The sequence below is a fragment of the Alkalihalobacillus bogoriensis ATCC BAA-922 genome, from assembly GCF_000621445.1.
In the GTDB taxonomy this organism is placed as follows: domain Bacteria; phylum Bacillota; class Bacilli; order Bacillales; family Bacillaceae_F; genus Bacillus_AO; species Bacillus_AO bogoriense.
The window spans coordinates 15498-41726 of sequence record NZ_JHYI01000038.1; the positions used below are offsets into that span (position 1 = coordinate 15498).

A 26229-nucleotide genomic window follows, 5' to 3' on the forward strand; every position below is an offset into this window, starting at 1 on the left:
TTATAATAGCATAAAGGAAAGCGAGGTTATCTAACCTTGCTTTCTTCTTACATATATGCGGCTTTATGTATAGTTTTATTGATAAGCAGGAAAGAGGAGTGAAAGTCATGGCAGAAGAGAAAAAGCATTATATGACCCTAGAAGGGAAGAAAAAGTTAGAGGATGAATTAGAATATTTAAAATCAGAGCGCCGAAAAGAAGTTGTCGAGCGAATTAAAATCGCTAGAAGTTTTGGTGACTTATCGGAGAACTCTGAATATGATTCTGCAAAAGAAGAGCAAGCATTTGTTGAAGGACGTATTTCTCAAGTAGAAAATATTCTCCGTAATGCGGTTATTATAGAAGATGACGGCAATAACACAAATGTAGTATCCCTAGGGGAAAACAGTTCGTTTTGTTGAGTTACCAGATGGCGATGAAGAAGAATATACTATCGTCGGTAGTGCGGAATCAGACCCGTTTGAAGGAAAAATATCAAATGACTCTCCAATGGCACAAAGCCTTTTAGGTCGTTCTATTGGTGAAAAAGTAGTCGTCAACACACCAGGCGGCGAAATGGAAGTTGAAATTTTAGAAGTGAAATAAGGAGAGTAACCTAATGGTCGTACAGGCTGTTAGGTTATTTTTTGTTTAAAACAAACAAAATCGGAAACGTGAAATTAAAGTATACGAGGCCTTTCATAAAAACTTCTGTTTTCGTAAATTCTATTCGTAAACAAACGAAAAGAGGTTAGAGGATGAAAGCTGTCACCTATCAAGGTATTAAAGATGTAAAAGTAAAAGAAGTCCCAAATGCCAAATTAGAAAAAAGAGATGACGTCTTAGTAAAAATCACAAGTACGGCAATTTGTGGTTCTGACTTACATTTAGTTCATGGCATGGTTCCGAACTTTCCAGAAGATTATATTATAGGTCACGAGCCGATGGGCATTGTAGAAGAGGTTGGTCCGGATGTGACAAAGTTAAAAAAAGGGGACCGTGTCATTGTCCCGTTTAATATCGCTTGTGGCGAATGTTTTTTCTGTCAACATGATTTAGAGAGCCAATGTGATAATTCTAACCCAAATGGGGAAGCAGGAGCGTATTTTGGCTATTCAGGTACATTTGGTGGGTATCCTGGTGGTCAAGCCGAACTTTTACGAGTACCGTATGGCAACTTCACGCCATTTAAAGTGCCTGACAATTGTGAATTAGAAGATGAAAAGCTACTTTTTCTATCTGATATTATCCCAACAGCGTATTGGGGTGTGAAGCAAGCTGAAGTAAAGGCTGGGGATACGGTTGTCATATTAGGATGTGGACCTGTAGGGTTATTAGCGCAAAAATTTGCTTGGTTACAAGGGGCAAAACGTGTGATTGCTGTTGATTATGTACAATATCGATTAGAGCATGCGAAACGTACAAACAATGTTGAAGTTTTTGATTTTTCGAAATATGACGCTCTTGGCACTCATATTAAAGAAATAACAGGTGGAGGGGCAGATGCTGTCATCGATTGTGTTGGCATGGATGGTAAGAAAACCGCGGTTGAAATGGTCGAAACGGCTTTAAAGCTCCAAGGCGGCTCAATGGGAGCAATACAATTAGCAAGTCAAGCTGTAAGAAAAGGTGGAATTGTAAGTATAGTTGGTGTTTATGGTACACGTTATAATGCGTTTCCTTTAGGTGATTTTTTTGCACGTAATATTACATTAAAAATGGGACAAGCCCCAGTCATCCATTTTCTTCCTGAATTATATCAGCAAATTAAAAATGAGGTGTTTGACCCAACTGATATTATTACGCATCGTTTGCCTTTAGACAAAGCTGAATATGGATATGATATTTTTGATGAAAAACATGATAATTGTATTAAAGTCATTTTAAAACCTTAATTCTCCTGTCCTTCCATTATTGCTTACGGTAAAAATGTTGTCTAGTGCGCATGATAGTAAGGAAAGAACGAGAAGGAGGTCATTATGGGTGGAGAATGAATGTTTCTACTGTAATTATGAAATTGAGGATAAATTCCACATGGTCGCATTTTTACAAGCAGACGAACAAGTGGAAAAACCGCTTTGCCCAAATTGCTACCAAGACTGGTTAGAAGGAATAAAAGGATAATTGCTAAATCGAGCAACATTGGTGGATGAATTCCCAATGTTGCTTTTTCTTGCCGTCCATTATTTTTTACGTTACACTGTATATATTCGATATACACAGTAGAGGTGGAGCGGTTGTGGATTAACTTATCAAATCAACGAATGGAACCTTTGTATGAACAAATCATTCAACAAGTCAAACAACAAATCATACAAGGAGAGCTTGTGGAAGAACAAGAATTGCCTTCCATTCGAATGCTCGCAAAGGAAAGCAACACAAGTGTGATTACTGTAAGACGTGCGTATGCTGAACTTGAAAGAGAAGGATATATCTATACAAAACAAGGAAAAGGCTGTTTTGTTACGAGTCGACCAAAAGAAGAACTTCGCCACAATTCAGAAGAAGAGTTTCAAAAAGAAGTTGATGAACTTTTTCTGAAAGGACAGCGGCTCGGATTTTCAATGGATGAGATGAACACAATGATCCAGGCTACGATAAAGACGAAAGGGGAAGATAAGAAATGACATATTCGATTTGTGTTAGCGGTGGGATCATTAATTACCCTATATTTCAACTTGGCCCAATCAATGTAAATATACATAAAGGGTTTATCACAGCCATTATTGGTAGAAATGGTGCAGGAAAAACAACTTTCCTCCGCGGAATTGTCAATGAACGTCCGTTTGATGCAGGTACTCAACGAATTGAAGGGCTTTCTTATCAAACGGACCGGATTGAATTGAACGGAAAAGTAAGTTATGTATCAGAACATGTCAATATGTATGGTAGCTTTTCATGCCAGGAAGCGATTGAATTTATTTCTAATTGTCACGAAAACTGGGATACGCAATTGGAAAAAAAACTTATTGAACGATTTCAATTACCATTACAAAAAAAAGTAGATGATTTATCAAAAGGAATGGAAATTAAATTAAATTTCTTACTCGGTGTTTGTTTTCATCCGACTGTACTTCTTTTAGATGAGCCTACGGCAGGGTTAGATCCAATTTCCCGAAAGGAAATGTTAGCTGTTGTCCAAGATTTTATGTTAGACGAATCTCGAACGGTTCTTTTTTCATCTCATATTACGACCGATTTTGAACAAATTGCTGATTATATTATTTATATGAAAGATGGCCAAGTTGCATTAGCGGGTCAAAAAGAAGAACTGATAGAACGATACCGCTATTTTTCTACAAGAGAACAGCATTTGAACGCTAAAGTAGAAGGATGTAAAAGAACAAAAGCAGGTACGGTTGGTGTTGTTTGTGCAACAGAACAGGACTTTCTTCCACAGGCTGAATGTCGCTCGCCAACACTAGATGAACTTTTAGAATTTGTTGTTGAAACACCTTCGGAGGTGAAGGAATGACACCGTTAATCAAACGAGACTTTCGTTCATTACGACCAATTGCTATTATTATGATTCCATTGCTAGTATTATTTGCGATATTTTTATTTTCTTCAGCTCGAAATGCGAATGAGTTTAGAGCAGATACGCTTATTTTTTTTATATTTGGATTTGTGTTATTTTTTAGTTATGGAATGCTTTCACAAGTTTGCCGAACCGAAGCGTGGAATGGTGTTCAGCATAGAGTTAGGCAACTGCCTTTTTCATTTACGAAAATTGTATTGTCCCGTTATATCACATCTTTTTTGCTCATAAGTATATTATCTAGTATTTTGTTCCTTAGTTATGGAATAGGAAGGTGGACAACAGGGGGATTTTTTGTTTCAAGTGAAATCTTTTTTATGTCACTTGTCATTTTAAGTGTGATATTTGTAGCCCATGCTCTTTATTTGTTTTTTTATTTTTCTTATGGACCAACTGTAGCATCGTGGTCGATTCGTATTAGTACGGTGTTTCTTCTCGTTTCGTTTCTCTTTTCTACTGTGTATATGAACCATGAAACTCAGATTTATCCTGAACGCTTATGTGTATTTTTATTTATTGCCTCTCTGTTGTTTTATTGCGGTTCTTTTATAATCTCGAGATTTTGTTATGAACATATTTATGAGATGAAAAGAGTCATAAAGGCTACGTTGTTATTTTTACTTTTTGGTGTGATTTGTCTTTTCTTTGTTTATTTCTTCTCTCTAGTTCCAGCGAGCCAACAAATTCATTCTGTCGAAGAATACGTTGAGTCAATATCCGTCGTATCGACTGAATTAAAATGGAAGCAAGAGCGTGTCATTGAAATTACGATTGAACTTGAGGCGCCAAGCTGGAGTTTTTATAAAGGCTTCAATCATTTTAATCCAATTACTTTATATATTGGGGATGAAGAGATGCGACAAACGGATGCTGTGGAAAGTGTGAATGATTTTGGCTCAACACTAATACTCACGTATGACATTCGAGTACATAATGAAATGGAATTACGAGAAAGTGAATTACCTCCTGACCTGCAATTAACATTTTATCGTCATGGAGTCGAACCTTTACGAATCATACCGATCGAATAAGTCAGAAGACTTAGGTGGGAAAATGTAGATTTAGGAGTTTTTCTGATAGTATAATAGAGAAAACAGGAGGTAATACACACAATGGAATTTCAAACTCGTTCTTTGCAAAGACAGAAGCTAAAACGAAAAAATCGGATTCTTAACGTTTCCATTACGATTCTTCTTCTCCTTATTATAGTATTTTCATATCAACTCTTCTTTAAGGGTGAACGAAACCAAGATGTGATAGCAGACTATGAAGAAAGTGAAGGAGAAGGAAATGAAACGGAAAATCAAGTGCACGATGATAGGAATGACCAAGACCTTACTGTAGACGAAGAAGCTAGTGAAGATGAGGACACTGAAGAAACAGAAGAACGGACCGATGGAGATTGGGAACCGATAGGAACAGCACAACAAGATAATGGTCAATTTGAAGCGGATTTTTCAAAGGGCAGCGTGAACTGGAATGAAATGACACAGGCCCTGCAGTATGCTACTGGGTTATCAGACGATGAAATGGAAATTTGGTGGCTAGGAAATGGTGGCAATCTTCAAAGTGCTGTTGGAATTGTAAGTACGTTTGAAAATAAAAATACACCTTATGAAGTTCGCCTTGAATGGGTGACAAATGAAGGCTGGCAACCGGTGTCTGTTGAACAACTTGACAGCAACCCGCGCCAATAATTGAGAAAATGACCGCAAATGATGCGGTCATTTTGCTTTGAAATGAACTACAGCACTGTACAACGTTGAACCTGTTTTGGGATGAATATGGACGTGGTGGTGAATCGAATGGACGTGAAGCAACAATACTTTATTGTTTTCGATTTGTTCATTTATTTGTTGTTCCAGTTTAGCTATCGATTCAGCTTCAAAAAGTTCAATCTTATCTTCAATTCTTTCAAGGTTAAGCAATGATAATCTCTCCTTTCTTCCTTAACATACCAGAAAAAGAAAAGAAGTGAAAACAAAACGATAACAATGTATACTATAAGTTGGTATTGACAACCTATAAAGAATAAGAATGGTAGGAAGGGTTGGTCTTGTGAAAATTGGTATCATTGGAGCAATGCAAGAAGAAGTTGAATTATTAAAAAGTAAAATTGACAATCGAGAAGACAACACGATAGCTGGATGTGAATTTCATAGTGGACAAATAGAAGGTGTAGAAGTAGTATTGTTAAAATCTGGTATTGGAAAAGTGAATGCTGCAGTAGGAACGACATTACTCATTCAACTTTATAAACCAGATGTTGTTATTAATACGGGCTCTGCAGGTGGATTTAATGAACAATTAAAAGTAGGGGACTTAGTCATTTCTACTGAGGTTCGCTATAACGACGTAGATGCAACTGTGTTTGGTTATGAATTTGGTCAAGTTCCGCAAATGCCAGCTTATTATCAACCAGATGAAAAATTAGTAGCAGTAGCAGAGGAAAGTTCAAAAACAGTCGGTATTCATTCTGCTAAAGGGTTAATTGTTTCTGGAGATTCGTTTATGAGTGATCATGCGGTTGTTGAGTCGTTAAAGCAAAGGTTTCAACAACCTCAATGTGCAGAAATGGAAGCTGGGGCGATTGCGCAAGTTTGTCACCAATTCAGTTGTCCTTTTGTCATTATTCGTTCTCTTTCTGATATTGCGGGGTCTGATGCGAAAGTATCCTACGAACAATTTTTAGAAACAGCATCTGTTCATTCGGCTAAGCTTGTATTATCCATGGTGGAAAAATTAGGGTAGCCTTTACCCTTCTTTTCCATTTCTCCCTCTGATTCCATACTTCTAATCTAGTATAGCCATGCTACAATAGGAAATGGATATAGGAGGATGATAGAATTGGATGAAAAACAATTAAAAACATTAAAAGACAAAGTTGAAGATTATCGTCGGTTTGCCTATATTCTTTTATCATTAGGGATATTCCTTTTTATAGGCATTTTAATTCCAAATGACAACAATGGAACAGCGATTGAACCAAGTCATTTTATTATTGCGGTCTTTGTTATGCTCGGGGCATCAATTTTCTTTCATCGAAAAGCAATATATTATCAAAAACTTGTAAATAATGATGGCGAAATAGAATAATAAGAAAAATAAAGGAGTTCCAGTTCATTTTGTTGAAATGAACTGGAACTTTTTTTTGTAAGATAAGAAAGCATAAAAATTTTGGTCTAGCAGTGAAGGACGTTAAGATGGGTTGTGACTATGGTGCAATAAACCGTATACGAATTCCAGAGAGAAAGGAGATTGTCGCTGTTAGGAAAAGAAGAACGTTAAAGAGGGATGAGATAAAACAACGGAAGTAAAGAAGTGTTTCCGAAGGGAATGAGATGTCCACCCTCTCATTCCTTCGGTTTTTTTGTTTGTTATCATCCTTTTGTTTCCGCTTCTTTTATCGTTTGTAGAAAATGATGGAGAATTCGAGCCGTTAAACCCCATATGACATGCTCATCATAATAATAGAATAGCTCAGTAAAGGTATGTGTCCGCTTATTATACTTTGATTGGTTCGGAATTTTATTAAAAGGAAATTGTTTACCAGGTTCAAAGTGAATGTTTGTTTCAAATGTTTCAGGCTCCATTTCTAAAAGTGTTGAAAGTGGAACAGTAAAGACAGAGTCGACTTCTTGTGGATTAGGTGAAAGAGTGGCGTTTTTATTGATTTCACCTAAGTATGGATAAATAATCCCCCGAAATGGGGTGACAAGGATATCTAATGGTGCAATGACTTCTATCTCTTGGACTTGTATACCTAACTCCTCACATAGTTCTCTTTTGGCGGTATCGGCATAGGAAATGTCTTCTTTGTCTACTTTACCTCCTGGAAAACAAATCTCACCAGGCTGACTTTGTAATGTAAATGCACGCACTTCAAACAAAATGTGAGCGTCACCATGTCGTTCACAAAGGGGAAGCATCACTGCAGACTTCATGACATCTTTGCTACCTAAGATGGTAGCGGTACGAGATTGGAATTGGTGCTTAAGTTTATCGATCAAAGTCTCATCCCCTTGTTGTTTTTTTATCATATAAGAAAGAATTTTGGTATAGCAGTAGTTTGAAAGCTTATAGAATAGCTCCGCACTTCGCTTGAAAGAAAAGACGCTCCGCGTTTTTCTTATCATAACAAAATCGGATAAAAAAGAAAAAGCTTTTGCCCAATTGGGCAAAAGCTTGATTATTACATTTTCTTATTAAACCAATTTACAAGATGTTCTAATCGTTCAAGGCGTAAATGAGGAGGACCACTTCGCGAGAGCTCATGGTTTGATTCTGGGAATCGAACAAACATTGTATCTTTCTTTTGATGCTTTAATGCAATGTATAGCTGTTCTGCCTGTTCTATTGGACAACGATAATCATTTTCTCCATGTAAAATAAGGAGTGGTGTTTCAATTTGTTTTACATAACGAAGAGGAGAGTGGTACCATAGTTTTTCAGGGTCTTCTAAGAAACAAGAACCGATTTCCCATTTTGTAAAGAAGTAGCCGATATCACTGACTCCATAAAAACTCGTCCAGTTGGAAATCGAGCGTAATGTAGCGGCCGCTTTGAAACGGTTTGTATGTCCGACAATCCAGTTCGTCATAAATCCACCGTAACTTCCTCCTGTTACACCTAAGCGACTCTCGTCGATAAAATCATATTGTTCAAGAACATAATCAACAGAGGCCATTAAATCTTCATAATCCATACCACCATAATCGCCACGACAAGCATCAACGAATTTTTGGCCATAGCCGTGACTTCCGCGAGGGTTCATAAACAATACAGCATACCCTTGTGCCGCGAGCACTTGGAGCTCATGGAAAAATGAATTAGCATACATCGCATGAGGCCCACCGTGGATTTCTAATATCATCGGATATTTTTTTCCTTCCTCAAATCCAATGGGCTTCATTAACCAGCCATGAATATCCCAGCCATCTTTTGAAGGGGCCGTTATTGGTTCAGGCAAAGATAAATCTACTTCACGTAAAAAAGCTTCATTAACGTTTGTGAGGCGCTTCTTTCCTTTTTCTCCAATTGTTAAGGAGTATAAGTCACCAGGGTTTGATGGGTCACTAATCGCCAATACAGCAAGGTTTGATTTGACATGAACATCGAAGCCGAATACATGACCAACTTCATGATAAATCGCTGTAATCTCATTGTTTAATTCAATTTGGTAAAGACCTGTATTTCCATTTTCACTTGCAGTAAAAAATATACGGTCTCCGTCTTTTGACCAAACTGGACCAGGATTTGGATGTCCTGACCTCGCATCTGAAATTGCTGCATCACCAATGTGAACATCCCATGTTTTTGTAATGCATTCTTTTCGCTTTGTTTCGAGATTAATTAAATAGATTTGGTTAATTGTTGCACCAGAATACTCAAGCTCATGTCCAAAACAAGCGATTGTTTTTCCATCAGGGGACCATGTCGGCTTTTGGAATATACCTTTTTCATTCGTTAGTAGTGTTAGTTCACCTGTTGAAACGGTGAGGGTAAAAATATCGGAAATGATTTGATAATCGGAATCTTCAGTTCGATTGGCGGTAATTGCTAATTGTTCTCCATTTGGAGACCAAGAAAAGGCTTGATGATCAAAAGGACCATATGTTAATTGTTTGATTTCTTTTGTTTTCACTTGGACGATTGCTATGTGTGTGTATGTTTCATTTGCAAACCCAGCAGCGTCTGATTTATAGCTTAGACGATTAATAACCAATGGTTCACTTTTTTTCTTTTCTTGGTTCTTTTCCTCTTTATCCTCAATGCTTTCCTCAATTTTTAATGAAGTTTGGATAGCAAGTTGTGATCCATCTGGAGACCATAGTGGGTTGGAAACACCGTTTTTACAAAAGGTTACTTGTTGCGCTTCTCCACCAGATGTTTGGATAAGCCAAACTTGAGGTTTTCCTGAACGGTTTGAGATAAAAGCGATGGAACTTCCATCAGGTGACCAACGAGGAGAGTGGTCACGAACTTTCCCGAACGTCCATTGTGTAAGTTTTCCGCTATGGAGGCATTGAATATATAAGTGCGATTGATATTCTTTTTCTTCATCGATAACTTGATGAATTTGTGCCAGTTTTGTACCACAAGGGGAAATTTGTGGTTCACTTACTACTTTAATGTTACATAAATCATCAATCGTCATTGGACGTTTGTTCGCCATATGTATACCCTCCTAGGATAAATCAAAAGTATTTTTATTAATTTCAAGTTGAATGATGACATTGGATTTTGTAATCCCAAGTATTCCATTAATTCTTTTTATAAACTCCGTGAGTTCGTCGTATGTTTTCATATTCACTTGTAATAACACCTGGTATTCACCTGTAATTAATGAAACATAACGGACTTCTTTATATTGTTTGACTTGTTCAACAATATGTGTAAGTTGATTTGATGCAGCTGCTAATTGAATAATGGCAGCTACTTTCAGTCCTAGTGATATAGGATTTACAATTCCAACAACATCTATTATGCCAGTTTCCACTAAGTTTTTATAGCGAGAACGGACAGTTTTTTCAGTGACCTCAAGACGATTAGCGATTTCTGTAAATGACATTCTACCGTCTTGGGAAAGAAGTTGGATAATTCCTCTATCAAGGCTATCAATATTCCCTTTCAATGACTCACCTCCTATTTTAGGTAATGATTTCTCAAAAAACAGACTATTTAAGTTAATTATTATAGAAAAGTTGTATTAATACCTGCCAATATCACAAAAAAAATGACGGAATTTAGGTAGTATGTTTAGTATATGAAAAATAGAGAAAAAACTCAATACTGTAAAAAGTTGTGATAAAATCGTATCAAGAGTATTCAAAAGTTATAGGGGTTAGGTGTATGAGAAGAAAGAGGGGTAGCTAATGAATATGATAAGAGTATTAATTGCGGATGATCAAACATTGATGCGGGAAGGATTACGGACCATTATTGATTTAGAAGAAGATATGGAAGTTGTTGCGACAGCGCAAGATGGATTAGATGCAATTGAAAAAGTGGACCAGTATGAACCAACACTAGTTTTAATGGATATACAAATGCCTAAAATGAATGGAATTGAAAGCTTAATAGAAATCAAAAAGCGTTTTCCGCATATATGTGTTCTTATTTTAACAACGTTTGCAGAAGATGATTATATCGTAGAAGGACTAGCCAATGGGGTTGATGGCTTTCTTTTAAAGGATATGAACTATGACCAATTAATTGCATCGATTAGAGATGCGGCGAACGGACAATTGATGATTCCTAATATTGTCGCAAGAAAATTAGCAGAACGATTATCTAATTTCAACTCCATGTGGGAACAAGAAATTAGTGTTGATAAGTTAAAAAAACACGGTGTTCATTTTTCTGAAAGAGAAAGAGAAGTAGCCTCTCTTATTGCAAACGGATTAAGCAACAAAAAAATCGCGGAAGAGTTGTTTATTAGTGAAGGGACAGTAAAAAACTACATAAGTGAGATTTATAGCAAACTTGGTGTAAAAGACCGTGCGAAAGCCATCATTTACTTAAATAAGTTAGGCATTAATTCATGACAAACGTATGACTTCCTTCACTAAACGTTATGACTTGTCATTCGTTATAATTAAAGAATTAGATATGACCCTATATATCTTATGGGTGTGGGAGTGGTAAAGGTGATTTCAGGTTATAAGTATATTGAGACCATCCATAAAGGTCATGATATCGTTTTATATAGAGCAAAATCTGTAACAACAAATGAAAAAGTCATTATTAAATCGTCATTACTGGAACACCCGACGTTTGAACAAATAGAGGAATTTAAACGTGAAACAGATTGGGGATTGACGTTATCTCAACAACCGACGCTAAAATTTACATATTGTACAGAGGATAGTTTAATAAAAAAACCTTATTTAGTATCGGATGATTATCCTATTCTTACGTTAGCTGAGTATAAGAAAAGAACGGATCCCGCTGTAGATGAACTTCTTCTTGTTATTTATAATATTGTAAAAGTTCTAGGAACGATCCACCAGCAAAGAGTCGTTCATCATCATATTAACCCGACTTCAATTTTTATCGTACCTGAGACTAAAGAAGTCATTCTTTCTGACTTTCGGTTTTCTACCTTATTTTCAAATACGTTATCACAAACAAAAGCGAAAAGATTATTAGAACAGTCTGCTCCTTATTTGTCGCCTGAACAGACAGGAAGAATGGGGAAGGGTGTCGATTATCGAACCGATTTTTATTCGCTCGGTGTGACGTTATATGAATTGGTAACAGGAACGAATCCGTATCAAGGAAGTGATTATCTCGATTGGGTACATGCCCATATTGGAAAACAACCTCTAGAACCTGTAAGAGTGTCATCGATGGTTCCTAAAACGTTATCGAGGATTATCGTAAAACTTCTATCAAAAAGTGCAGACGATCGTTATCAAAGCATTTTTGGTTTACTTGAAGATATAAAAAAATGTATTGCTTTCCTTGAAAATGGAACGATGGAGCTTTTTGAACTTGGTGAGCAGGATCGTTCAACAGACTTAGCTTTTTCTCGAGTACATTTTGTTGGTAGAGTAAAAGAGAAAGCGCTAATGAATGAAGCGTTAGAGCGAATTTCTTACGGAGATGCAGAAGTCGTACTCATTTCGGGACCTACAGGTGTTGGGAAAACTTCATTAGTCGATGCTTGCTTTACTGAAACATGTCAACATGTGATGATTTCCGGTAAGTTTCAACGTGTAGAAGAAAAAATCCCATATGGTCCTTTAATAGAGGGATTTACGAATTATATTCATAAAATTATCGCTGCAGGTCCTATTGCGATGGAGGAAGCTAAATGGAAATTTACAAAAGCGTTAGGTGGAAATGCAGCCCTTATTGCTGATGTCCTTCCTGATTTACGCCTCATCATTGGGCCGACAGAACCTGTCCAACCACTCCCAACAATAGAAACAGAAAACCGGTTTAGAATCGTTTTTCATGACTTTTTCCAATGTATTCGAAAAGAAAACGAGCCGCTTGTCCTTTTCTTAGATGATTTGCAATGGATGGATAAAGCAACGTTAAGTTTGTTAACAGAAGTGTTTACTTTACAGTTATATTCTCATTTTTTAGTCGTTGGAACATACCGGGAAGAAGAACTAGAAAATAGTCCGATATTACAAGAGTTTTTAACTGTATTAGCGAAGAAGAACATCTACTATCAAAATATAAAGCTAGAAGCATTAGACCGCGAACAAATTGAAGAATGGTTAAACAGTTTATTAACTCTACCTAAAGAAAAAATGGATTTATTAGTTCACGAACTAATGGTGAAAACTTTAGGAAACCCTTTATTTTTGCACCGAACGTTACGAGCAATTTACGATCGAAGAATCATTTATTTTGACCATTATTTAGGATTATGGAAAATGGACAATGAAAAATTATCCGCTTTTCACGTCGCTGATAATGTCATTGACTTGCTCATTGAAAAATTAGGGGGCTATTCGGAAAGAAGTAAACTTGTTTTACAAATTGCCTCTTGTATTGGAAACATATTTGAAGCGGCACTTATAGAAAAGCTAGCCCCTTTTTCAAATGAAGAACTAATGGAATATTTAAGTATTGCGTTAAAAGAAGGACTCATTATAGAGAAAGAAATTTTTAGTCTTTCGATTCTAGAAGAAAACCGACAATATATGTTTGCACATGATGAAATATGGAAAGCAGTCTATTCTCAAATCTCGAAGGAAGATAAATCGAAGTTCCATTGGAAGATTGGGAAAGCAAAATTAGCTTTAACGGAAAAACATGAGGATGTTTCCTATGATACAGTACAACAATTGAATTTTGGATTGTCTATTATTCAAAATGAAAAAGAACGGAAAGAAATCGCTTATTACAATTTAAAAGTTGGAGAAAAAGCATTTTCTGCTATTGCCTACCACTCCGCACTTGATTATTTTCAAAAGGGAATTCAGTGGTTAGGAAAAGACCCTTGGATAGAACATCAATTATGTTATGCACTTACTTATGCAAAAATTGAATGTTTATATTTAGTTTCTCGTATAACGGAAGCTGAAACTGAGTTAGAAAACATCATGAAGAAAAGCAAAACGAAAGTAGAGAAAGTAAAAGCGTATCAGTTAAAAATTCGCTTTGTAAATCACTTAAAGTATTCTGAAAAAGCAGTGGAAGCCGCCCATCAAGGCTTGGCTTTATTAGATTACAATTTTCCGAAACGAACAAACAAAGCATTAATTGCGATTGAATTACTGAAAGTCAAACGTAAAATGAAAAAAGTGAATATTGCTAATAATTATAGTGCAACAGCGATTGATGAAACAAACGAACTATTGTTTTCGGTCTTACAAAACCTAGGAATGTCCCTATATCAATTTAATAGTGATTTGTACGGCATTCATATTTTGAAAATGCTCCAGCTTCATATTAAACACCCAGGTTCGTCATCTTCAGCACTCTCTTTTGCAGAATATGCGGTTCTCTTAAGCGAAGGACTAGGACAGTATCAAGAAGCATATCACGTTGGAAAACAAGCACTTGAATTAACTCAAAAATACAATAATCCGTTTATTAAAGGGATTGTATATTTTGTATATGGAGGATTTTTAAATCATTGGGAACACAATTTAATCGAAAATATTAAGTATTTAAAAACGGCTGTAAAGTTAAACCGTGATGGTGGAAATTTCGTTGTAGCAGGCGGAGGATTAGCTCAAATTACAAAAATTCAACTGATGTGTGGTGTTCACCTTGACGAAGTGTATCAAACGTATTTGGCAAACGTTGATAATTTGAAAGCCTTACGTTTGGAGGAGTTTATCGATTATTTCCGAATCGTTGAGAAAGTCATTCAAGCTTTACGGAGTGAAAAAATAACTGAAGAACAGAAAAGTGACATAAATAAATTATATAATTATTTAATTACAGAGTATAAAGAACAAGGAAGTATCTCATTATATGTTCGTTTTATTATGATTTGTTATTTATTTTTCCTCAAAGATTATGAACGGGTCGTTCTTGAAGGAGAATTTGTTCATGACTTTTTAATGAAGCACAATAACGTGTATGGTCCTGTTGCTGCAGATTTTTGGTTATACTACAGTATTTCAATTTGCCTCTGTAAATCGTCTGATTATGAAAGCAATACAACGACTGTGAAAAAATACCGAAAGAAATTAAAGAAATGGGCAAAACAATCGCCAGAAAATTTTAAATACCGTTCTCTTCTTCTTGATGGAGTTTGGTTTCACTGGAATAATGAAAGTGAAAAAGGAATTTCGTTAGTAGAACAGGCATTTGAACTGGCTGAACAGCAACAGTGTTTCCATCACCAAGCTCTTATTTCAAGTTTATTAGGAAAGTTTTTTTCACAACGGGGTAAAGAAAGTATTGCGTTAAAATATAGTAAAGATGCTTATCTTTACTATCAAAAATGGGGGGCTCTTTCCTTAGCAAACCAAATTATTCAAGAATATGGCTATCAAGTTTCAACACCACAATATATATCAGCACCCCTTCCTTCAGTTGATGCGATTAGTTTAATTAAAGCATCACATGTTTTATCAAAAGAAATTGTTATCGAGAATGTTTTAACATCCTTAATTGAAATTGTACTTCAAACAGCCGCTGCTCAATATGGTGTGCTTTTATTAATGAAAAATGAAGAATTATATATTGATGTGGAAGCAAGTGGAAACGGAGATGGTTTTGATATTAAAGTGCTCGAATCAATTCCACTTAATCAGTCGAAAACATTACCACTGTCTGTGATTCATTATGTTTCCAAACTAAAACAACCGATTATCCATGAAAATTTAAGTGAGGATACGCGGTTCAGTTATGATTCATACATTTCAAATAAACGGCCAAAATCAGCGTTATGTATGCCTATTATGAACAAAGGTGACATTATCGGTATTTTATATTTAGAAAACAATTTATCGAGCTCAGCTTTCACGAAAGAACATATTACGATTTTAGAACTGCTTACAATTCAAGCCGCTATTTCCATTGAGAATGCTCGGTTATACTCGACGATGCAAGAGTTAAATGAACAGTTAGAGGAAAAGGTGGAAAAGCGAACAAGATTCCTAGAACAGTCTCAAAGGGAAACGGCGGAAGCACTTGCTGAAAAGTCAGTTCTGCAAGAACGGAACCGAATTGCCAGAGAAATTCACGATGTTGTAGGGCATACATTAACAACAACAATCGTACAAATGGAGGCAAGTAAACGGTTGTTTGCTAAAGATAGTGAGTTAGCAATGGAAAAGTTAAATTTGGCTCAAGAGCTGATTCGTAAGGGACTTCAAGATATAAGAAAATCAGTTAAGATGTTAAAAGAAGATGAATCCTCTTTTGATTTACTCCAGGAGATGAAAGACTTAGTCACGCAAACGAGTTTAAATGCGGGTGTTGAGATCGAAACGCATTTTTCGCCGTCTCTTCCTGAATTGGCTTTACCAATTAAAAAAGTGTTGTATCATGCCTTGCAAGAAGGACTCACTAATGGGATCCGCCATGGAAATAGCACTCGTTTTATCATTACGTTAGAAAAAGTGAACCACCATATCGTACTCATAATAAAGGATAACGGTGTTGGTGTTGATAAAATAAAATTTGGTTTTGGTTTAGAGGCGATGAAAGAAAGAGTAGAGGAGCTCCAAGGTAGACATCATGTAACAACAGAGAAAGGAAAAGGCGTTATCATTGAAATTTCCATCCCGGTCCTTGAAACGTTACTATCATAAAGTTCAATTTGTTTGTTCATAATAGTAGTAAGTAAAGGAATTTAATTGAGGAAAGGTGATACCCTTGAATAAAAAGGAACGCTTGCTATCGATGATTGAACAATTTGAAATGGGTGCGAACCATATTCCAAATGAACTACAAAACCAACTAAATTCAGCAAAGAAGCACTTGAAGAATTTAGGGGAGGAACAAGTCGAAATAGCAACAAATAATGTCTTTTCGACACCTGCTCATGACCATGAAATGAAAGAAGATGACCCAGAATTTATTCTTTATCGTTGTTATGATGAAATGGAGAAAATTGCAAGGGAACAAAACAATGCACAGGTGGAAGAAGCATTGAAACAAATGCGTTATTACTTTACGATTAATGAAAAAGATGGATTTTTCCCATAAAAATGGATTGATGTCATCAAGTTTGATTATCCTTTTTTCATAAAGGAAGTCAGCTAATGCCCGAGGGTGTCTTGAGCTTTCCCAAGCTTAAAGGCATCCTCTTTTATAACATATAAGAAAAAGAATAAAGAATTTCGTATTGCAGTGAAGCTTTGAATTCTACTCTTATTTTTTACAAACGATAACTCCAATTGGATAATGTACACCTTTTCGTTCAGGTTCAATACACATACCACGTTGTACAAAAAGTTCTGTTGTTGAAAAACTCCAAAACATCGATTTAAATTCAGTTTTTGTTAACTGATGAACATGAAAAGGTTCTAAAGTTGGCATCCCTCTCCCTTGCCCAAAAGGAGTAGACATAATTAATGTTCCACCAGGAGAAAGAATGGAATGTAAATGCTGAACAAACGTTGTATCTTTTGCGATATGTTCAATCGTTTCAAAACTGACAATCGTATCAAAAGTCCCGAGTGAAAGAAGAAAGGGATGATTTAAACCATCGCCTTGGTGGAACGAAATAAGCGGATGAGCATAGTGTGCGTTTGCGTATCGAATCGTTTCATCTGAAAGGTCAACTCCAATGATTTCTGTACATGTTGTTGTCGTGGCAAGCATATGTGCACCATATCCTACACCACAAGCGATATCTAAAACTCGCCCTTTTGCATAATAAGTTGAGAAATAATAGCGGGCTACATGTTCTAGTAACATTCCGTTAGTCATTTTCATCATTTTCGGAATGATCCGTTCTCCAGTATACTCTAACAAAGTCTTGTCCCTCCTTTTATGTTTTTTTAAAAGAATTGATTTTGTAGTGGTTGTTGCTCTAGAATATTGATTAGCTTTAGTAAAATGACGCAGGACCCTCAAGGCCTGTGGGAAATAACGGAAAGTCAAGACAACAAGAGGCATGTCCCCCTTGGAAGATCGAATAGCGGAAGGGCAATAGAACGCTTACCAAGAATGCACAGTGTCCTTTAAAATTATAGCACAGCTTGCTTTTTCTTAAGAATTATCTTAAATTTAAGAGACGGTCAAGAGAGCGCACGACCATATCGAGGTGGTGGTTTATATGAAAGAAGATAAAGAATTATCGTTAAAGCTATTTATTGTTTTATCAAGAGCGTATGATTCAATTATAACTCATATTGAGAAGGATATTCGAAGTTACGGGTTAAATTCAACTGAGTTTGGGGTTCTTGAATTACTGTTTCATAAAGGTGAGCAACCACTGCAAAAAATCGGTGAAAAAATACTAATCACTAGTGGAAGTATCACTTATGTTGTGGATAAACTTCAAAATAAAGGCTTATTACAACGGATCAATTGTCCGGAAGATCGACGAATAACATATGCACACCTAACAAAACAAGGTAGAGAGTTAATGGAAACTATATTTCCTGCCCACTGGGAAAAAATTCACTGTGTCATGAGTGGACTTGATTCAGAAGAAAAAGAACAGGCAATTGTGCATTTAAAAAAGCTGGGATTATTTGCTAAAAATCAGAAATAACTTTTATGAGAGATTATCTTTCAATCTTACTGTTATATTGAGAGTTCTATTGTAAACTTACCTCATAGTACAAAGTATCATTTTGAACGGAGGTGAGCAAAGTGAAAGAAGATGCGTTAGAAATTGCAAAAAAAATTGTAAATCTTGACGCTATTCGAGACCAGTTATTAGAGGATTTAATCTTACTATCTGGTAACGATGCTCACGAAATTGTAAGAAGAGTTCAAAATGGTATGCTTTGACTTCCAACTGTTCTCTCCACTTCCCCTTTAGCTATCCTTTCCCCAGAGGATAGCTCTTTTTTTTGTTCGCATATAAGAAGGCATAAATATTTTCGTAAAACAGTGAACTTTTGAAAAGCTTATTCTAGAAGAGAGAAGGCTGCGCTCCGCACTTCACTTGAAACGAAAAGACACTCCCGCGTTTTTCTTATTAGACCTCAAATAAAATAAAAAAATTCACTAGATATAAACTGAACAAGAATTGAATAAAGTAGTAAAAACAAAAGGATAGAACGTTCTTATTTAAGAAATAACTGGTAGAAAAAGTTAGAAAAATGGAGAAAATAGGCGAAAAATGAACAAAAGTTGTTCTTTATAAAGAAAAAAACCGACTTTTGCACGTTTACTATAAAGAACAGAGAGGATATAATGTTCTTATTAAAGAACATAGTTTGACTATAACGAAAGGAGGAGAGTGATGAGTAGTAAAATCTCCTTTGAATATCCAATTAAAGCATTACTGTCCATTTATCAAGTTGAAGAAGAAATCACGAATTCCAAACCAGCAACCATTTTTGTACAAGAAATATCATCCACTTCTCTGAAATTTAAAAGTGATTTGAAATTTCCATTATCAGAAAGTGTTGTTTATAAAGTAAGTGTTTCTTTTTTTGATAATGAAATGGATTTATATGGGTATATTTTAACGTCTGTTAATATAATTGAACAAGATATATATGTTTATCAATTTGATTACATTCTCGGAAAAAATAGCACACTTCCTAATCTATACGATTTATCATATAAAAAAAACTGCCTAGACAAGTATGATCAAAATAGGTTTAAGAAGATATTTTAAAAGAAAAGGAGATCTATATATGAATGGAGGGAACTTAAGAGATTTAAGAAAAAAACGTGGAATGTCTCTCAATGAGCTCGCTGAAAACTCGGGTGTTTCAAAGTCCTACATTAGTTATATTGAGAGAGGCGTACAAAAGAACCCAAGCATAACCGTTTTAGAAAAAATCTCAAAGGCACTAAATATTGAATTGATTCAACTTATTCAATATATGAATATATCGAATGAATAACAAACACCCCAACTTATGTTGGGGTGTTTGTTATAATTGGATTAATTATTTGATTGTTTACTACGCCACTTATTAAATTCTAAATACTCACGAAACTGTTCTTTGCTTACACCAGATTCCATAGCTTCTTTTACAATTTCAATCCATGCTGTATCAAGGTCTTCTTGGTTTGTGTCAGTATCTTTGTTGCCATGTAAAAGTGTTTCAACAGAAACGCCTAATACTTTTGAAATTTTTTCAAGAAATTGAATCGATGGATTGGATTGAATGTTTCGTTCAATAGAACTAAGATAGGATTTGGCAACACCAGCTGTTTCAGCAAGTTCTGAAAGTGACATGCCTTTTTCCTGACGATATTTTTTTACTTGTTCTCCAATCATTTCTATCGGTTCCTCTCTGTTTGAACAATATGATGTAGTTATTATAACAGTTCGCTGGTCGTTCTGTAAATAGAACTAAACGATCATTTTTGTTCGGTCGAATGAAGAGAGAGATATTCTTTAATATCACGGATCGTTAATCCTAATTGTTTTGCCTCATGAATTAATGTAATCCATTCCTGGTCTAATACCTCAAACGTTTTCATTTCCATCATAAACTTCCCTCCAAAAATTAGTAAATACGAACATAACCTTTTTCATATTGTAAAAATGCAATACTGAGAGGATAAACATGTTTAGTTTCCGTTAAAAGGGGTAAATTATAAATTTATGTAAAATATCCGGTCCGTTTGTACATTTTCATTCTATATAAAAAACACTCACTCTATTAGTTACTAGAGTCATACTTTTAGTCATATATGTCCGTTTTCAATGGATGAAAAGGTGAAAAATGGAAAAGAACCTTATATTATAGGGAATTAAAAGACAAAGATTATATGACTAAGTTGTAAGCACTCCTTAATCTATTCGATAAACTAAATCTTTCGTTTTTGTTCGACACGATGGGTCAAAATTCTCGTAGGACCATAGTTTTTAATTAGGTTCTAAAGTCCTGTTTAATGTTAAGGTAAGTAATAAAATAATCATAATGTCATCAAAAAGAAGGATGACGAAAAGAAATAATAAATTGCTTCTTTAATATAGGACTAAAGAAGAGGGGATGTCACTTCGTTGTGTGTTCATTGAGAAATTGTCTTACTTCTTCTAGTGAATGGCCTTGCTGAAGCGCCAATTTAATTAAAACAACCCATTCTTGATCCAACTCATCATTATGACTATCATGACTTTTTATATTCTCACTCACAATAAATCCCCCTTACGAAGAAATAATATACACTATATGTTCATTATAAAGAACTATTTAGGTATTTCAAACCGCGAATATATGTGTATTTAGTAGAAAAACAAAGAAAAACAGAGAAAGTCGTTCGTTATATAAGAATATAGTCCTTTTATTGGAATTTTTTTGATGATTTTTTAAAAAAACGAAGGCGATTTTATTTTTTTTCAGTGTACAGACACGTCCAAGCCCAAGAAAACATAGACATAAGATAACAGTCTAATTGGGGGTGAGATTGTGTCCAGTATATTTGCTGCTCTAACGTATTTCGTAAAAGAAATTCTTTTGTTCGTATCTTATGTGAAAAATAACGCATTTCCACAACCATTAAAAAAAGAAGAGGAACAAAAATACTTAAAGCTTATGGAAGAAGGTGACCCAGAAGCGAGAAACATATTAATTGAACACAACCTCCGTCTGGTTGCACATATTGTAAAAAAATTTGAAAATACAAGGGAAGATACAGAAGATTTAATTTCAATCGGAACCATTGGTTTAATTAAAGCGATTGAAAGTTATTCTGCTGGAAAAGGGACGAAGTTAGCCACCTATGCAGCAAGGTGTATAGAAAACGAAATATTGATGCATCTTAGAGCACTAAAAAAAGTGAAAAAAGATGTTTCTCTGCATGACCCAATCGGGACAGATAAAGAAGGCAATGAAATTACATTAATTGATGTATTACAAGAAGAGTCAGATGACATTGTTGATACAATCCAATTAAAAATGGAGAAAAAACAAATTTATGATTATATTGATGTCCTTGATGGTCGAGAACGGGAGGTCATTGTCGGTCGGTTTGGCCTTGATTTAAAAAAGGAAAGAACACAGCGAGAAATTGCAAAGGAATTAAACATTTCACGAAGTTATGTTTCACGGATTGAAAAGCGGGCGTTAATGAAGTTGTTTCATGAGTTTTATAAGAGAAATCAAGAACAAGGTAAATAAATTAGAAGGTTGTAAAGGTAAAATCTTTACAACCTTTTCTTATTAAAAGTGTAACTTTCAATATATTTACAGTGTAAGGAATCTATGGTTGAATATGATAAAGTGAAATTTGTACACTGTGAGACCGTATGTATTTGTAAAAAATGAATAAAGGAGTATGTCCTATATGACAATAGCCCTTTTAATTAGTGTAGTGTTATCATTGGCCGTTTCGACATGTCTTTGCATATGGATATTCAAAAGGAAAGAGAATAAGCGATTGGCGATACTCATTGGATTTTTAGTGAATTCACTATTGCTTATTAGTGTAGCTATCTTCTTTTATAAGCTAGATAGTCAGTTTTTTCATTATCGAGCATTGGGGTTATTTGAAAGTTTAGGAATTTTAGCATTCCCTTTTTTTATCCCGATTCTGACTTGTATTAATTTTTACATCCTTCAATCTGTGAGAAAAATTTCAATTAGGTAAAGATTAGGTGATAAAAGTGTGTGTGGAGGATTCGTATGTTAAAGTGGTTAAACGTTTTTTCTAAGAAACAGTGTTACTTTTGTAAAGTAAAGAATCGTAATTTTTCTAAGTATAAAGATGACAAGGGAGTCCGTGTATACGTCTGTACTTTATGTCTTGAATATGCTGAGAGACGAGCATTGAGAAAGTCTTAAGTGCCTTTGTGGCACTTTTTTAGTTCAAGAAATACTATTGGCATTCGTTCCTCTATTTTAGATATAGTTAAGGTTTTTAGAGGCTATCGGACATCTGTTCCGTTATATGACCGGAAATAGGAGGAGAAACGCCTCTTTTTTGCAGTATAACCAATCCAATGTCTGTTAACGTTCAGATAATAGTGTTTTTCTGTAGTAAAGCGGAATAGATGTCCAATACGAGAAAAACGAGTAAGCCGTGGATACCTTATTCGACATCAATGATTTTTTGGGAACGGTGAATCCAGTGTATATAGTCAGAGCCGTGAAAGTCTTCATTAACTTCCTTTAAAAATTCCAAAAAATAAGTTGTTTGTTCATGGTCTCGCTCGCTGCTTTTTTCTAATTTAGCTTCAATATAATTAAAAAGTAAATATGTATCTGAAAACGATTGCCGATGCAACGTTTTTCCTTTTTCAGTAAGAGTTACATAGGTAATTCTACGATCGGTTTCTTTTTTAGCTGTTTGAACAAACCCTTTTTTAATGAGACGTTTTATCACTTGCATTACCGTTGAAATGTCGAGTAAACCGACTTCAGCGATCTCAGACATTGTAATTTCTTTTTCGACAAAAACAATACATAAGATATGGTGCTCAGATGCTGTTAGTCCAATGTTTTCTGCAGCTTTTTCTAGGTCGTTTTCAAGAATTTTTGTCAGTCCACGGATATTGTTTACTAATACATGTAAGTAGCTTTTATCCATAATTCCTCCTTGTGCATTTCAATCATATTGGACACATAAAAGGAAGGATTACCAAAAGTGTTAAGAAATATACAAATATTACTATTGGCAGGAAAAACATTCATAATATCTCAATATCTTCTTTTAATATAACTTTGCTAAAATAACACTAAGAACAATAAAATCAATTGATTGTAATTATTATTATTTGATATTAATTATAATCTATGTTATTCTAATGTTAGAAAAGGAAATAGGGGAGTGATTGTTAATGGAAAACCAATTAGTAGAGAAATTAAATCGACAACTCGCAAACTGGAATGTGTTGTATACAAAACTTCATAATTACCATTGGAATGTAACAGGACCTGACTTCTTTACGTTGCATGCAAAGTTTGAAGAATATTACACAGAAGCTGCTACTCATATTGATGCAATTGCAGAACGGATTTTAACGATTAAAGGAAAGCCGCTTGCTTCATTAAAAGAATATTTAGAGGTATCTACGATTGAAGAAGCAACAGGAGCAGAGCGAGCAAGAGACATGGTTGCATCATTAGCGACAGATTTTGAAACGCTAATCGAAGAATCTAATGAGGTTATTGAAAAAAGTACTGATGTAAACGATGAGTCAACTGGAGATATGTTCATTCAAATTAAAACGTCATTAGAGCAGCATACATGGATGCTTAAAGCATACTTAGGATAATGTGAAAAAGCCGTTTCTCAAATTAAATGAGACGGCTTTTTCTTTTTAAAATTTAAATAATGAAATGAATCGACTGGCTCTTTTCTTTACATTTTTATAGAATGGAAGAAATGAAGAAAAAATGAGGGAATCAACATGTCAATTTTTGCAGTAGAAAATTTATATAAAACATATGGGGAAAAAACGTTATTTGATCACATTTCATTTACCATTGAGCCAAATCAACGCATTGGTTTAATCGGTATAAATGGAACAGGAAAATCTACATTACTAAAAGTAATGGCGGGGATAGAAGGCGCTGAAGAGGGAGAATGTATTCGTTCTAACCAATTAACTCTTGAATATTTGTCACAACAGCCGGAATTAGATGAACAATTAACAGTGTTAGAACAAATCTATTATGGTCCGACCCAAAAAATGACGGCAATGCGTCAATACGAAAACGCATTACATGAAATAGAAATTGAACCTGATAATGAGCTTAAACAAAAACAATTATTACAGGCTCAACAAAAGATGGATGAATGTGAAGCTTGGGATGCGATAGCTGAAGCGAAGACAATATTAACGAAGCTTGGAATTACAAATTTCACGGGGTCCATTGCTCATATGTCTGGTGGGCAAAAAAAACGGATTGCGATAGCAAAAGCGTTAATCCAACCAGCTGACGTTTTATTATTAGATGAACCGACAAACCATTTAGATAATCATACAATTGAATGGCTAGAAAGTCACCTTGCTCAGTATCGCGGTGCTCTCGTGCTCGTCACACATGACCGTTACTTTTTAAATCGTGTGACAAATCATATTTTTGAGCTAGACAAAGGGCAGTTATATCCGTATGTTGGCAATTATGAAGCTTTCCTGGAGAAAAAGGCAGAACGGGAACTCATTGCTGAACAAAAAGAATCGAAGCGTCAAAGTTTATTGAAACGTGAGCTAGCGTGGATGAGAAAAGGGGCAAAAGCTCGAACGACAAAGCAAAAAGCAAGAATTCAACGGTTTGAAGCTCTACAAGAAGAAAAAGGTTTTGAGAATACAGAAACATTAGATTTTGCGATTGGTTCAGTGCGACTTGGCAAAAAAGTAATTGAAATTAATGATGTATCGAAACATTTTGAACACAAGTGTGTGATTTCTCAGTTGCATTATCTAATTACCCGTGGGGAACGATTAGGGATTATTGGACCTAATGGTAGCGGGAAAACGACGTTGTTAAACATACTAGCAGGGCGATTACAGCCAGACTCAGGTACCGTTGATATTGGTGAAACAGTTAAAATTGGCTATTATACGCAAGATGACCAAGAAATAAATGAAGACTTGCGAGTGATTGAATATATTAAAGAAGTGGCAGAGGTCGTATATACGCCATCTGGGGATGTGATCACAGCAGAACAAATGCTCGAACGGTTTCTTTTTTCTCGAGCAGCTCAATGGACGTACATTCGCAGATTATCGGGTGGTGAGCGGAGACGGCTTTATTTATTAAAAGTTCTCATGGGGGAACCGAATGTACTCTTTTTAGACGAGCCGACAAATGATTTAGATACAGAAACATTAACCGTATTGGAAGATTATTTAGACCAGTTTCCAGGAGTGGTGTTAACGGTCTCCCATGATCGTTACTTTTTAGATAAAGTTGTAGACCACCTATTAGTTTTCAAGGGTGAAGGAGAGGTAATTCGGTATCAAGGAAGCTATTCGGATTATCGTGAAATCGCAAAGATGAAAGAAGAAGAAAAGCTATTGGCAAGACAAATTGAAAAAGAAAAAGTACAAAAAGAACAACCAAAAACGAAAAGGAAAAAGCTATCCTATAAGGACCAGCAAGAATGGAATACAATTGAAGAAAAAATAGAAAAGCTAGAAGAAAAGAAAGAACAACTAGAGCGATTAATCATTGATGCAGGTAGTGATTACGGAAAAATACAAGATATGATGAAAGAGCAAAAAGAAGTAGAAGAAGAACTTGAGAAGACAATTGAACGATGGACTGAATTGTCGATATTACTAGAAGAAATTGAAGAAGGAAAAAACTAAAAGAAGCAAGCCGGGACAAATTGGAGTTGATTTGTTCCGGCTATTTGTTTTCTAAATGAAAACCCTAGGCTAGGCCTAGGGTTCCAAAAAGCTTCTAGCGAGGTATTAAAAAAACTCCTCCGTGGTGCTAAAATATATTTGGTTCGCCAACCAATATAATAGCAAATGGAGGAGTTTATGATGTCTAAAGACACTAACAGTTTAGCACATACAAAGTGGAATTGTAAGTATCATATCGTATTTGCTCCTAAGTATAGGAGGCAGGTTATTTATGGTAAGTTACGAAAGGATATAGGAGAAATATTAAGAACATTATGCGAAAGAAAAGGAGTAGAAATTATAGAGGCAACTGCTTGTAAGGATCACATACATATGTTGGTGAGTA

At 35.3% G+C, this 26229-nt stretch carries 29 protein-coding genes and 1 pseudogene; 21 read left to right on the forward strand and 9 right to left on the reverse strand.

What is annotated here, in order from left to right; translation table 11 throughout:
- Nucleotides 1-107 precede the first annotated feature (107 nt).
- The 7 genes and pseudogenes from greA to T323_RS0114145 all read left to right on the forward strand — a co-directional run bounded on the left by greA (nucleotide 108) and on the right by T323_RS0114145 (nucleotide 5214).
- A pseudogene (gene greA, locus T323_RS26765) lies at nucleotides 108-585 on the forward strand (transcription elongation factor GreA).
- Between the two features lie 152 nt (nucleotides 586-737).
- On the forward strand, nucleotides 738-1874 hold the full coding sequence (locus tag T323_RS0114120) for a zinc-dependent alcohol dehydrogenase (RefSeq protein ID WP_026673877.1): 1137 nt from the start codon (nucleotides 738-740) through the stop codon (nucleotides 1872-1874).
- Nucleotides 1875-1962: 88 nt separating this feature from the next.
- A complete protein-coding gene (locus T323_RS29195) occupies nucleotides 1963-2103 on the forward strand; it encodes a hypothetical protein (RefSeq protein ID WP_169737906.1) in 141 nt (46 codons plus the stop codon).
- A gap of 113 nt (nucleotides 2104-2216) precedes the next feature.
- A complete protein-coding gene (locus T323_RS0114130; RefSeq protein WP_026673878.1) occupies nucleotides 2217-2606 on the forward strand; it encodes a GntR family transcriptional regulator in 390 nt (129 codons plus the stop codon).
- Entirely contained in the window at nucleotides 2603-3454 is an 852-nt protein-coding gene (locus T323_RS26770) for an ATP-binding cassette domain-containing protein (RefSeq protein ID WP_051556539.1), read from the forward strand. Before T323_RS0114130 ends, T323_RS26770 begins: the two co-directional genes overlap by 4 nt.
- On the forward strand, nucleotides 3451-4548 hold the full coding sequence (locus T323_RS0114140) for an ABC-2 transporter permease (RefSeq protein ID WP_026673879.1): 1098 nt from the start codon (nucleotides 3451-3453) through the stop codon (nucleotides 4546-4548). Before T323_RS26770 ends, T323_RS0114140 begins: the two co-directional genes overlap by 4 nt.
- A gap of 81 nt (nucleotides 4549-4629) precedes the next feature.
- Complete coding sequence (locus T323_RS0114145; protein ID WP_035178780.1) at nucleotides 4630-5214, forward strand: YrrS family protein; 585 nt, start codon at nucleotides 4630-4632, stop codon at nucleotides 5212-5214.
- 27 nt (nucleotides 5215-5241) lie between these two features.
- On the opposite strand, the gene T323_RS0114150 is transcribed toward T323_RS0114145, so the two are convergent.
- The gene (locus T323_RS0114150) at nucleotides 5242-5445 is read right to left on the reverse strand and encodes a DUF2536 family protein (protein ID WP_026673881.1); all 204 of its coding nucleotides are present in this window, start codon (nucleotides 5443-5445) and stop codon (nucleotides 5242-5244) included.
- 130 nt (nucleotides 5446-5575) lie between these two features.
- On the opposite strand from T323_RS0114150, the gene mtnN reads away from it, so the two are divergent.
- Nucleotides 5576-6268, forward strand: coding sequence for a 5'-methylthioadenosine/S-adenosylhomocysteine nucleosidase (gene mtnN / locus T323_RS0114155; RefSeq protein ID WP_026673882.1), 693 nt, complete (start codon nucleotides 5576-5578; stop codon nucleotides 6266-6268).
- A 96-nt stretch (nucleotides 6269-6364) separates the two neighbouring features.
- The gene (locus tag T323_RS0114160) at nucleotides 6365-6613 is read left to right on the forward strand and encodes a YrhC family protein (RefSeq protein ID WP_026673883.1); all 249 of its coding nucleotides are present in this window, start codon (nucleotides 6365-6367) and stop codon (nucleotides 6611-6613) included.
- A 284-nt stretch (nucleotides 6614-6897) separates the two neighbouring features.
- On the opposite strand, the gene T323_RS0114165 is transcribed toward T323_RS0114160, so the two are convergent.
- The 3 genes from T323_RS0114165 to T323_RS0114175 all read right to left on the reverse strand — a co-directional run bounded on the left by T323_RS0114165 (nucleotide 6898) and on the right by T323_RS0114175 (nucleotide 10151).
- Nucleotides 6898-7527, reverse strand: coding sequence for an NUDIX hydrolase (locus T323_RS0114165; protein ID WP_051556540.1), 630 nt, complete (start codon nucleotides 7525-7527; stop codon nucleotides 6898-6900).
- Between the two features lie 182 nt (nucleotides 7528-7709).
- The gene (locus tag T323_RS0114170) at nucleotides 7710-9692 is read right to left on the reverse strand and encodes a S9 family peptidase (RefSeq protein ID WP_026673885.1); all 1983 of its coding nucleotides are present in this window, start codon (nucleotides 9690-9692) and stop codon (nucleotides 7710-7712) included.
- Between the two features lie 12 nt (nucleotides 9693-9704).
- Nucleotides 9705-10151 carry an Lrp/AsnC family transcriptional regulator gene (locus tag T323_RS0114175; protein WP_026673886.1) on the reverse strand — a complete coding sequence of 149 codons (447 nt, stop codon included), beginning with the start codon at nucleotides 10149-10151 and terminating at the stop codon, nucleotides 9705-9707.
- Nucleotides 10152-10392: 241 nt separating this feature from the next.
- On the opposite strand from T323_RS0114175, the gene T323_RS0114180 reads away from it, so the two are divergent.
- From T323_RS0114180 to T323_RS0114190, 3 genes are all read left to right on the forward strand, one after another.
- Complete coding sequence (locus tag T323_RS0114180; RefSeq protein ID WP_026673887.1) at nucleotides 10393-11064, forward strand: response regulator transcription factor; 672 nt, start codon at nucleotides 10393-10395, stop codon at nucleotides 11062-11064.
- Nucleotides 11065-11166: 102 nt separating this feature from the next.
- Nucleotides 11167-16251 carry an AAA family ATPase gene (locus T323_RS0114185; RefSeq protein WP_026673888.1) on the forward strand — a complete coding sequence of 1695 codons (5085 nt, stop codon included), beginning with the start codon at nucleotides 11167-11169 and terminating at the stop codon, nucleotides 16249-16251.
- Between the two features lie 64 nt (nucleotides 16252-16315).
- Nucleotides 16316-16648 carry a hypothetical protein gene (locus tag T323_RS0114190; RefSeq protein WP_026673889.1) on the forward strand — a complete coding sequence of 111 codons (333 nt, stop codon included), beginning with the start codon at nucleotides 16316-16318 and terminating at the stop codon, nucleotides 16646-16648.
- A 165-nt stretch (nucleotides 16649-16813) separates the two neighbouring features.
- On the opposite strand, the gene T323_RS0114195 is transcribed toward T323_RS0114190, so the two are convergent.
- Nucleotides 16814-17419: a class I SAM-dependent methyltransferase gene (locus T323_RS0114195; protein WP_026673890.1), complete on the reverse strand. Its 606-nt coding sequence runs from the start codon at nucleotides 17417-17419 to the stop codon at nucleotides 16814-16816.
- 304 nt (nucleotides 17420-17723) lie between these two features.
- Here T323_RS0114195 and T323_RS0114200 point away from each other — a divergent pair, with 304 nt between their 5' ends.
- The 4 genes from T323_RS0114200 (at nucleotide 17724) to T323_RS26775 (ending at nucleotide 19476) form a co-directional block, all read left to right on the forward strand.
- Nucleotides 17724-18164, forward strand: coding sequence for a MarR family winged helix-turn-helix transcriptional regulator (locus tag T323_RS0114200; protein ID WP_035178788.1), 441 nt, complete (start codon nucleotides 17724-17726; stop codon nucleotides 18162-18164).
- 101 nt (nucleotides 18165-18265) lie between these two features.
- Nucleotides 18266-18406 (forward strand): protein YkzB, encoded by a 141-nt coding sequence (ykzB, locus tag T323_RS29200; RefSeq protein ID WP_169737905.1) that lies wholly within the window; start codon nucleotides 18266-18268, stop codon nucleotides 18404-18406.
- Between the two features lie 457 nt (nucleotides 18407-18863).
- Nucleotides 18864-19244 carry a hypothetical protein gene (locus tag T323_RS0114210; RefSeq protein ID WP_026673892.1) on the forward strand — a complete coding sequence of 127 codons (381 nt, stop codon included), beginning with the start codon at nucleotides 18864-18866 and terminating at the stop codon, nucleotides 19242-19244.
- 19 nt (nucleotides 19245-19263) lie between these two features.
- Entirely contained in the window at nucleotides 19264-19476 is a 213-nt protein-coding gene (locus T323_RS26775; RefSeq protein ID WP_035178791.1) for a helix-turn-helix domain-containing protein, read from the forward strand.
- Nucleotides 19477-19517: 41 nt separating this feature from the next.
- Here T323_RS26775 and T323_RS0114220 read toward each other — a convergent pair whose 3' ends face one another.
- The 3 genes from T323_RS0114220 to T323_RS28450 all read right to left on the reverse strand — a co-directional run bounded on the left by T323_RS0114220 (nucleotide 19518) and on the right by T323_RS28450 (nucleotide 20721).
- Nucleotides 19518-19856: a helix-turn-helix domain-containing protein gene (locus T323_RS0114220; protein ID WP_026673893.1), complete on the reverse strand. Its 339-nt coding sequence runs from the start codon at nucleotides 19854-19856 to the stop codon at nucleotides 19518-19520.
- Nucleotides 19857-19939: 83 nt separating this feature from the next.
- Nucleotides 19940-20071 carry an anti-repressor SinI family protein gene (locus T323_RS28445; RefSeq protein ID WP_084309285.1) on the reverse strand — a complete coding sequence of 44 codons (132 nt, stop codon included), beginning with the start codon at nucleotides 20069-20071 and terminating at the stop codon, nucleotides 19940-19942.
- 509 nt (nucleotides 20072-20580) lie between these two features.
- Nucleotides 20581-20721 (reverse strand): anti-repressor SinI family protein, encoded by a 141-nt coding sequence (locus T323_RS28450; protein WP_245613731.1) that lies wholly within the window; start codon nucleotides 20719-20721, stop codon nucleotides 20581-20583.
- A gap of 273 nt (nucleotides 20722-20994) precedes the next feature.
- On the opposite strand from T323_RS28450, the gene sigK reads away from it, so the two are divergent.
- Nucleotides 20995-21705, forward strand: coding sequence for an RNA polymerase sporulation sigma factor SigK (gene sigK / locus T323_RS0114235; protein WP_026673894.1), 711 nt, complete (start codon nucleotides 20995-20997; stop codon nucleotides 21703-21705).
- 166 nt (nucleotides 21706-21871) lie between these two features.
- On the forward strand, nucleotides 21872-22174 hold the full coding sequence (locus T323_RS0114240) for a hypothetical protein (protein ID WP_026673895.1): 303 nt from the start codon (nucleotides 21872-21874) through the stop codon (nucleotides 22172-22174).
- 441 nt (nucleotides 22175-22615) lie between these two features.
- Here T323_RS0114240 and T323_RS28035 read toward each other — a convergent pair whose 3' ends face one another.
- Complete coding sequence (locus T323_RS28035) at nucleotides 22616-23113, reverse strand: MarR family winged helix-turn-helix transcriptional regulator (protein WP_051556541.1); 498 nt, start codon at nucleotides 23111-23113, stop codon at nucleotides 22616-22618.
- 250 nt (nucleotides 23114-23363) lie between these two features.
- On the opposite strand from T323_RS28035, the gene T323_RS0114250 reads away from it, so the two are divergent.
- The 3 genes from T323_RS0114250 to tnpA form a co-directional block, all read left to right on the forward strand.
- A complete protein-coding gene (locus T323_RS0114250) occupies nucleotides 23364-23801 on the forward strand; it encodes a Dps family protein (protein WP_026673896.1) in 438 nt (145 codons plus the stop codon).
- Between the two features lie 135 nt (nucleotides 23802-23936).
- On the forward strand, nucleotides 23937-25844 hold the full coding sequence (locus T323_RS0114255; RefSeq protein ID WP_026673897.1) for an ABC-F family ATP-binding cassette domain-containing protein: 1908 nt from the start codon (nucleotides 23937-23939) through the stop codon (nucleotides 25842-25844).
- A gap of 180 nt (nucleotides 25845-26024) precedes the next feature.
- A partial coding sequence (gene tnpA / locus T323_RS0114260) for an IS200/IS605 family transposase (protein WP_026673898.1) occupies nucleotides 26025-26229 on the forward strand: 205 nt, incomplete at its 3' end.

What these genes read in the sequence shown, in the direction of transcription:
- T323_RS0114120 (WP_026673877.1), top strand. Translation starts at nt 738, where the DNA reads ATGAAAGCTGTCACCTATCAAGGTATTAAAGATGTAAAAGTAAAAGAA.
- T323_RS26770 (WP_051556539.1), top strand. Translation starts at nt 2,603, where the DNA reads ATGACATATTCGATTTGTGTTAGCGGTGGGATCATTAATTACCCTATA.
- T323_RS0114140 (WP_026673879.1), top strand. Translation starts at nt 3,451, where the DNA reads ATGACACCGTTAATCAAACGAGACTTTCGTTCATTACGACCAATTGCT.
- T323_RS0114145 (WP_035178780.1), top strand. Translation starts at nt 4,630, where the DNA reads ATGGAATTTCAAACTCGTTCTTTGCAAAGACAGAAGCTAAAACGAAAA.
- T323_RS0114170 (WP_026673885.1), bottom strand. Translation starts at nt 9,692, where the DNA reads ATGGCGAACAAACGTCCAATGACGATTGATGATTTATGTAACATTAAA.
- T323_RS0114180 (WP_026673887.1), top strand. Translation starts at nt 10,393, where the DNA reads ATGAATATGATAAGAGTATTAATTGCGGATGATCAAACATTGATGCGG.
- T323_RS0114200 (WP_035178788.1), top strand. Translation starts at nt 17,724, where the DNA reads ATGAAAGAAGATAAAGAATTATCGTTAAAGCTATTTATTGTTTTATCA.
- T323_RS0114210 (WP_026673892.1), top strand. Translation starts at nt 18,864, where the DNA reads ATGAGTAGTAAAATCTCCTTTGAATATCCAATTAAAGCATTACTGTCC.
- T323_RS26775 (WP_035178791.1), top strand. Translation starts at nt 19,264, where the DNA reads ATGAATGGAGGGAACTTAAGAGATTTAAGAAAAAAACGTGGAATGTCT.
- T323_RS0114220 (WP_026673893.1), bottom strand. Translation starts at nt 19,856, where the DNA reads ATGATTGGAGAACAAGTAAAAAAATATCGTCAGGAAAAAGGCATGTCA.
- T323_RS28445 (WP_084309285.1), bottom strand. Translation starts at nt 20,071, where the DNA reads ATGATGGAAATGAAAACGTTTGAGGTATTAGACCAGGAATGGATTACA.
- T323_RS0114240 (WP_026673895.1), top strand. Translation starts at nt 21,872, where the DNA reads ATGACAATAGCCCTTTTAATTAGTGTAGTGTTATCATTGGCCGTTTCG.
- T323_RS28035 (WP_051556541.1), bottom strand. Translation starts at nt 23,113, where the DNA reads ATGGATAAAAGCTACTTACATGTATTAGTAAACAATATCCGTGGACTG.
- T323_RS0114250 (WP_026673896.1), top strand. Translation starts at nt 23,364, where the DNA reads ATGGAAAACCAATTAGTAGAGAAATTAAATCGACAACTCGCAAACTGG.
- T323_RS0114255 (WP_026673897.1), top strand. Translation starts at nt 23,937, where the DNA reads ATGTCAATTTTTGCAGTAGAAAATTTATATAAAACATATGGGGAAAAA.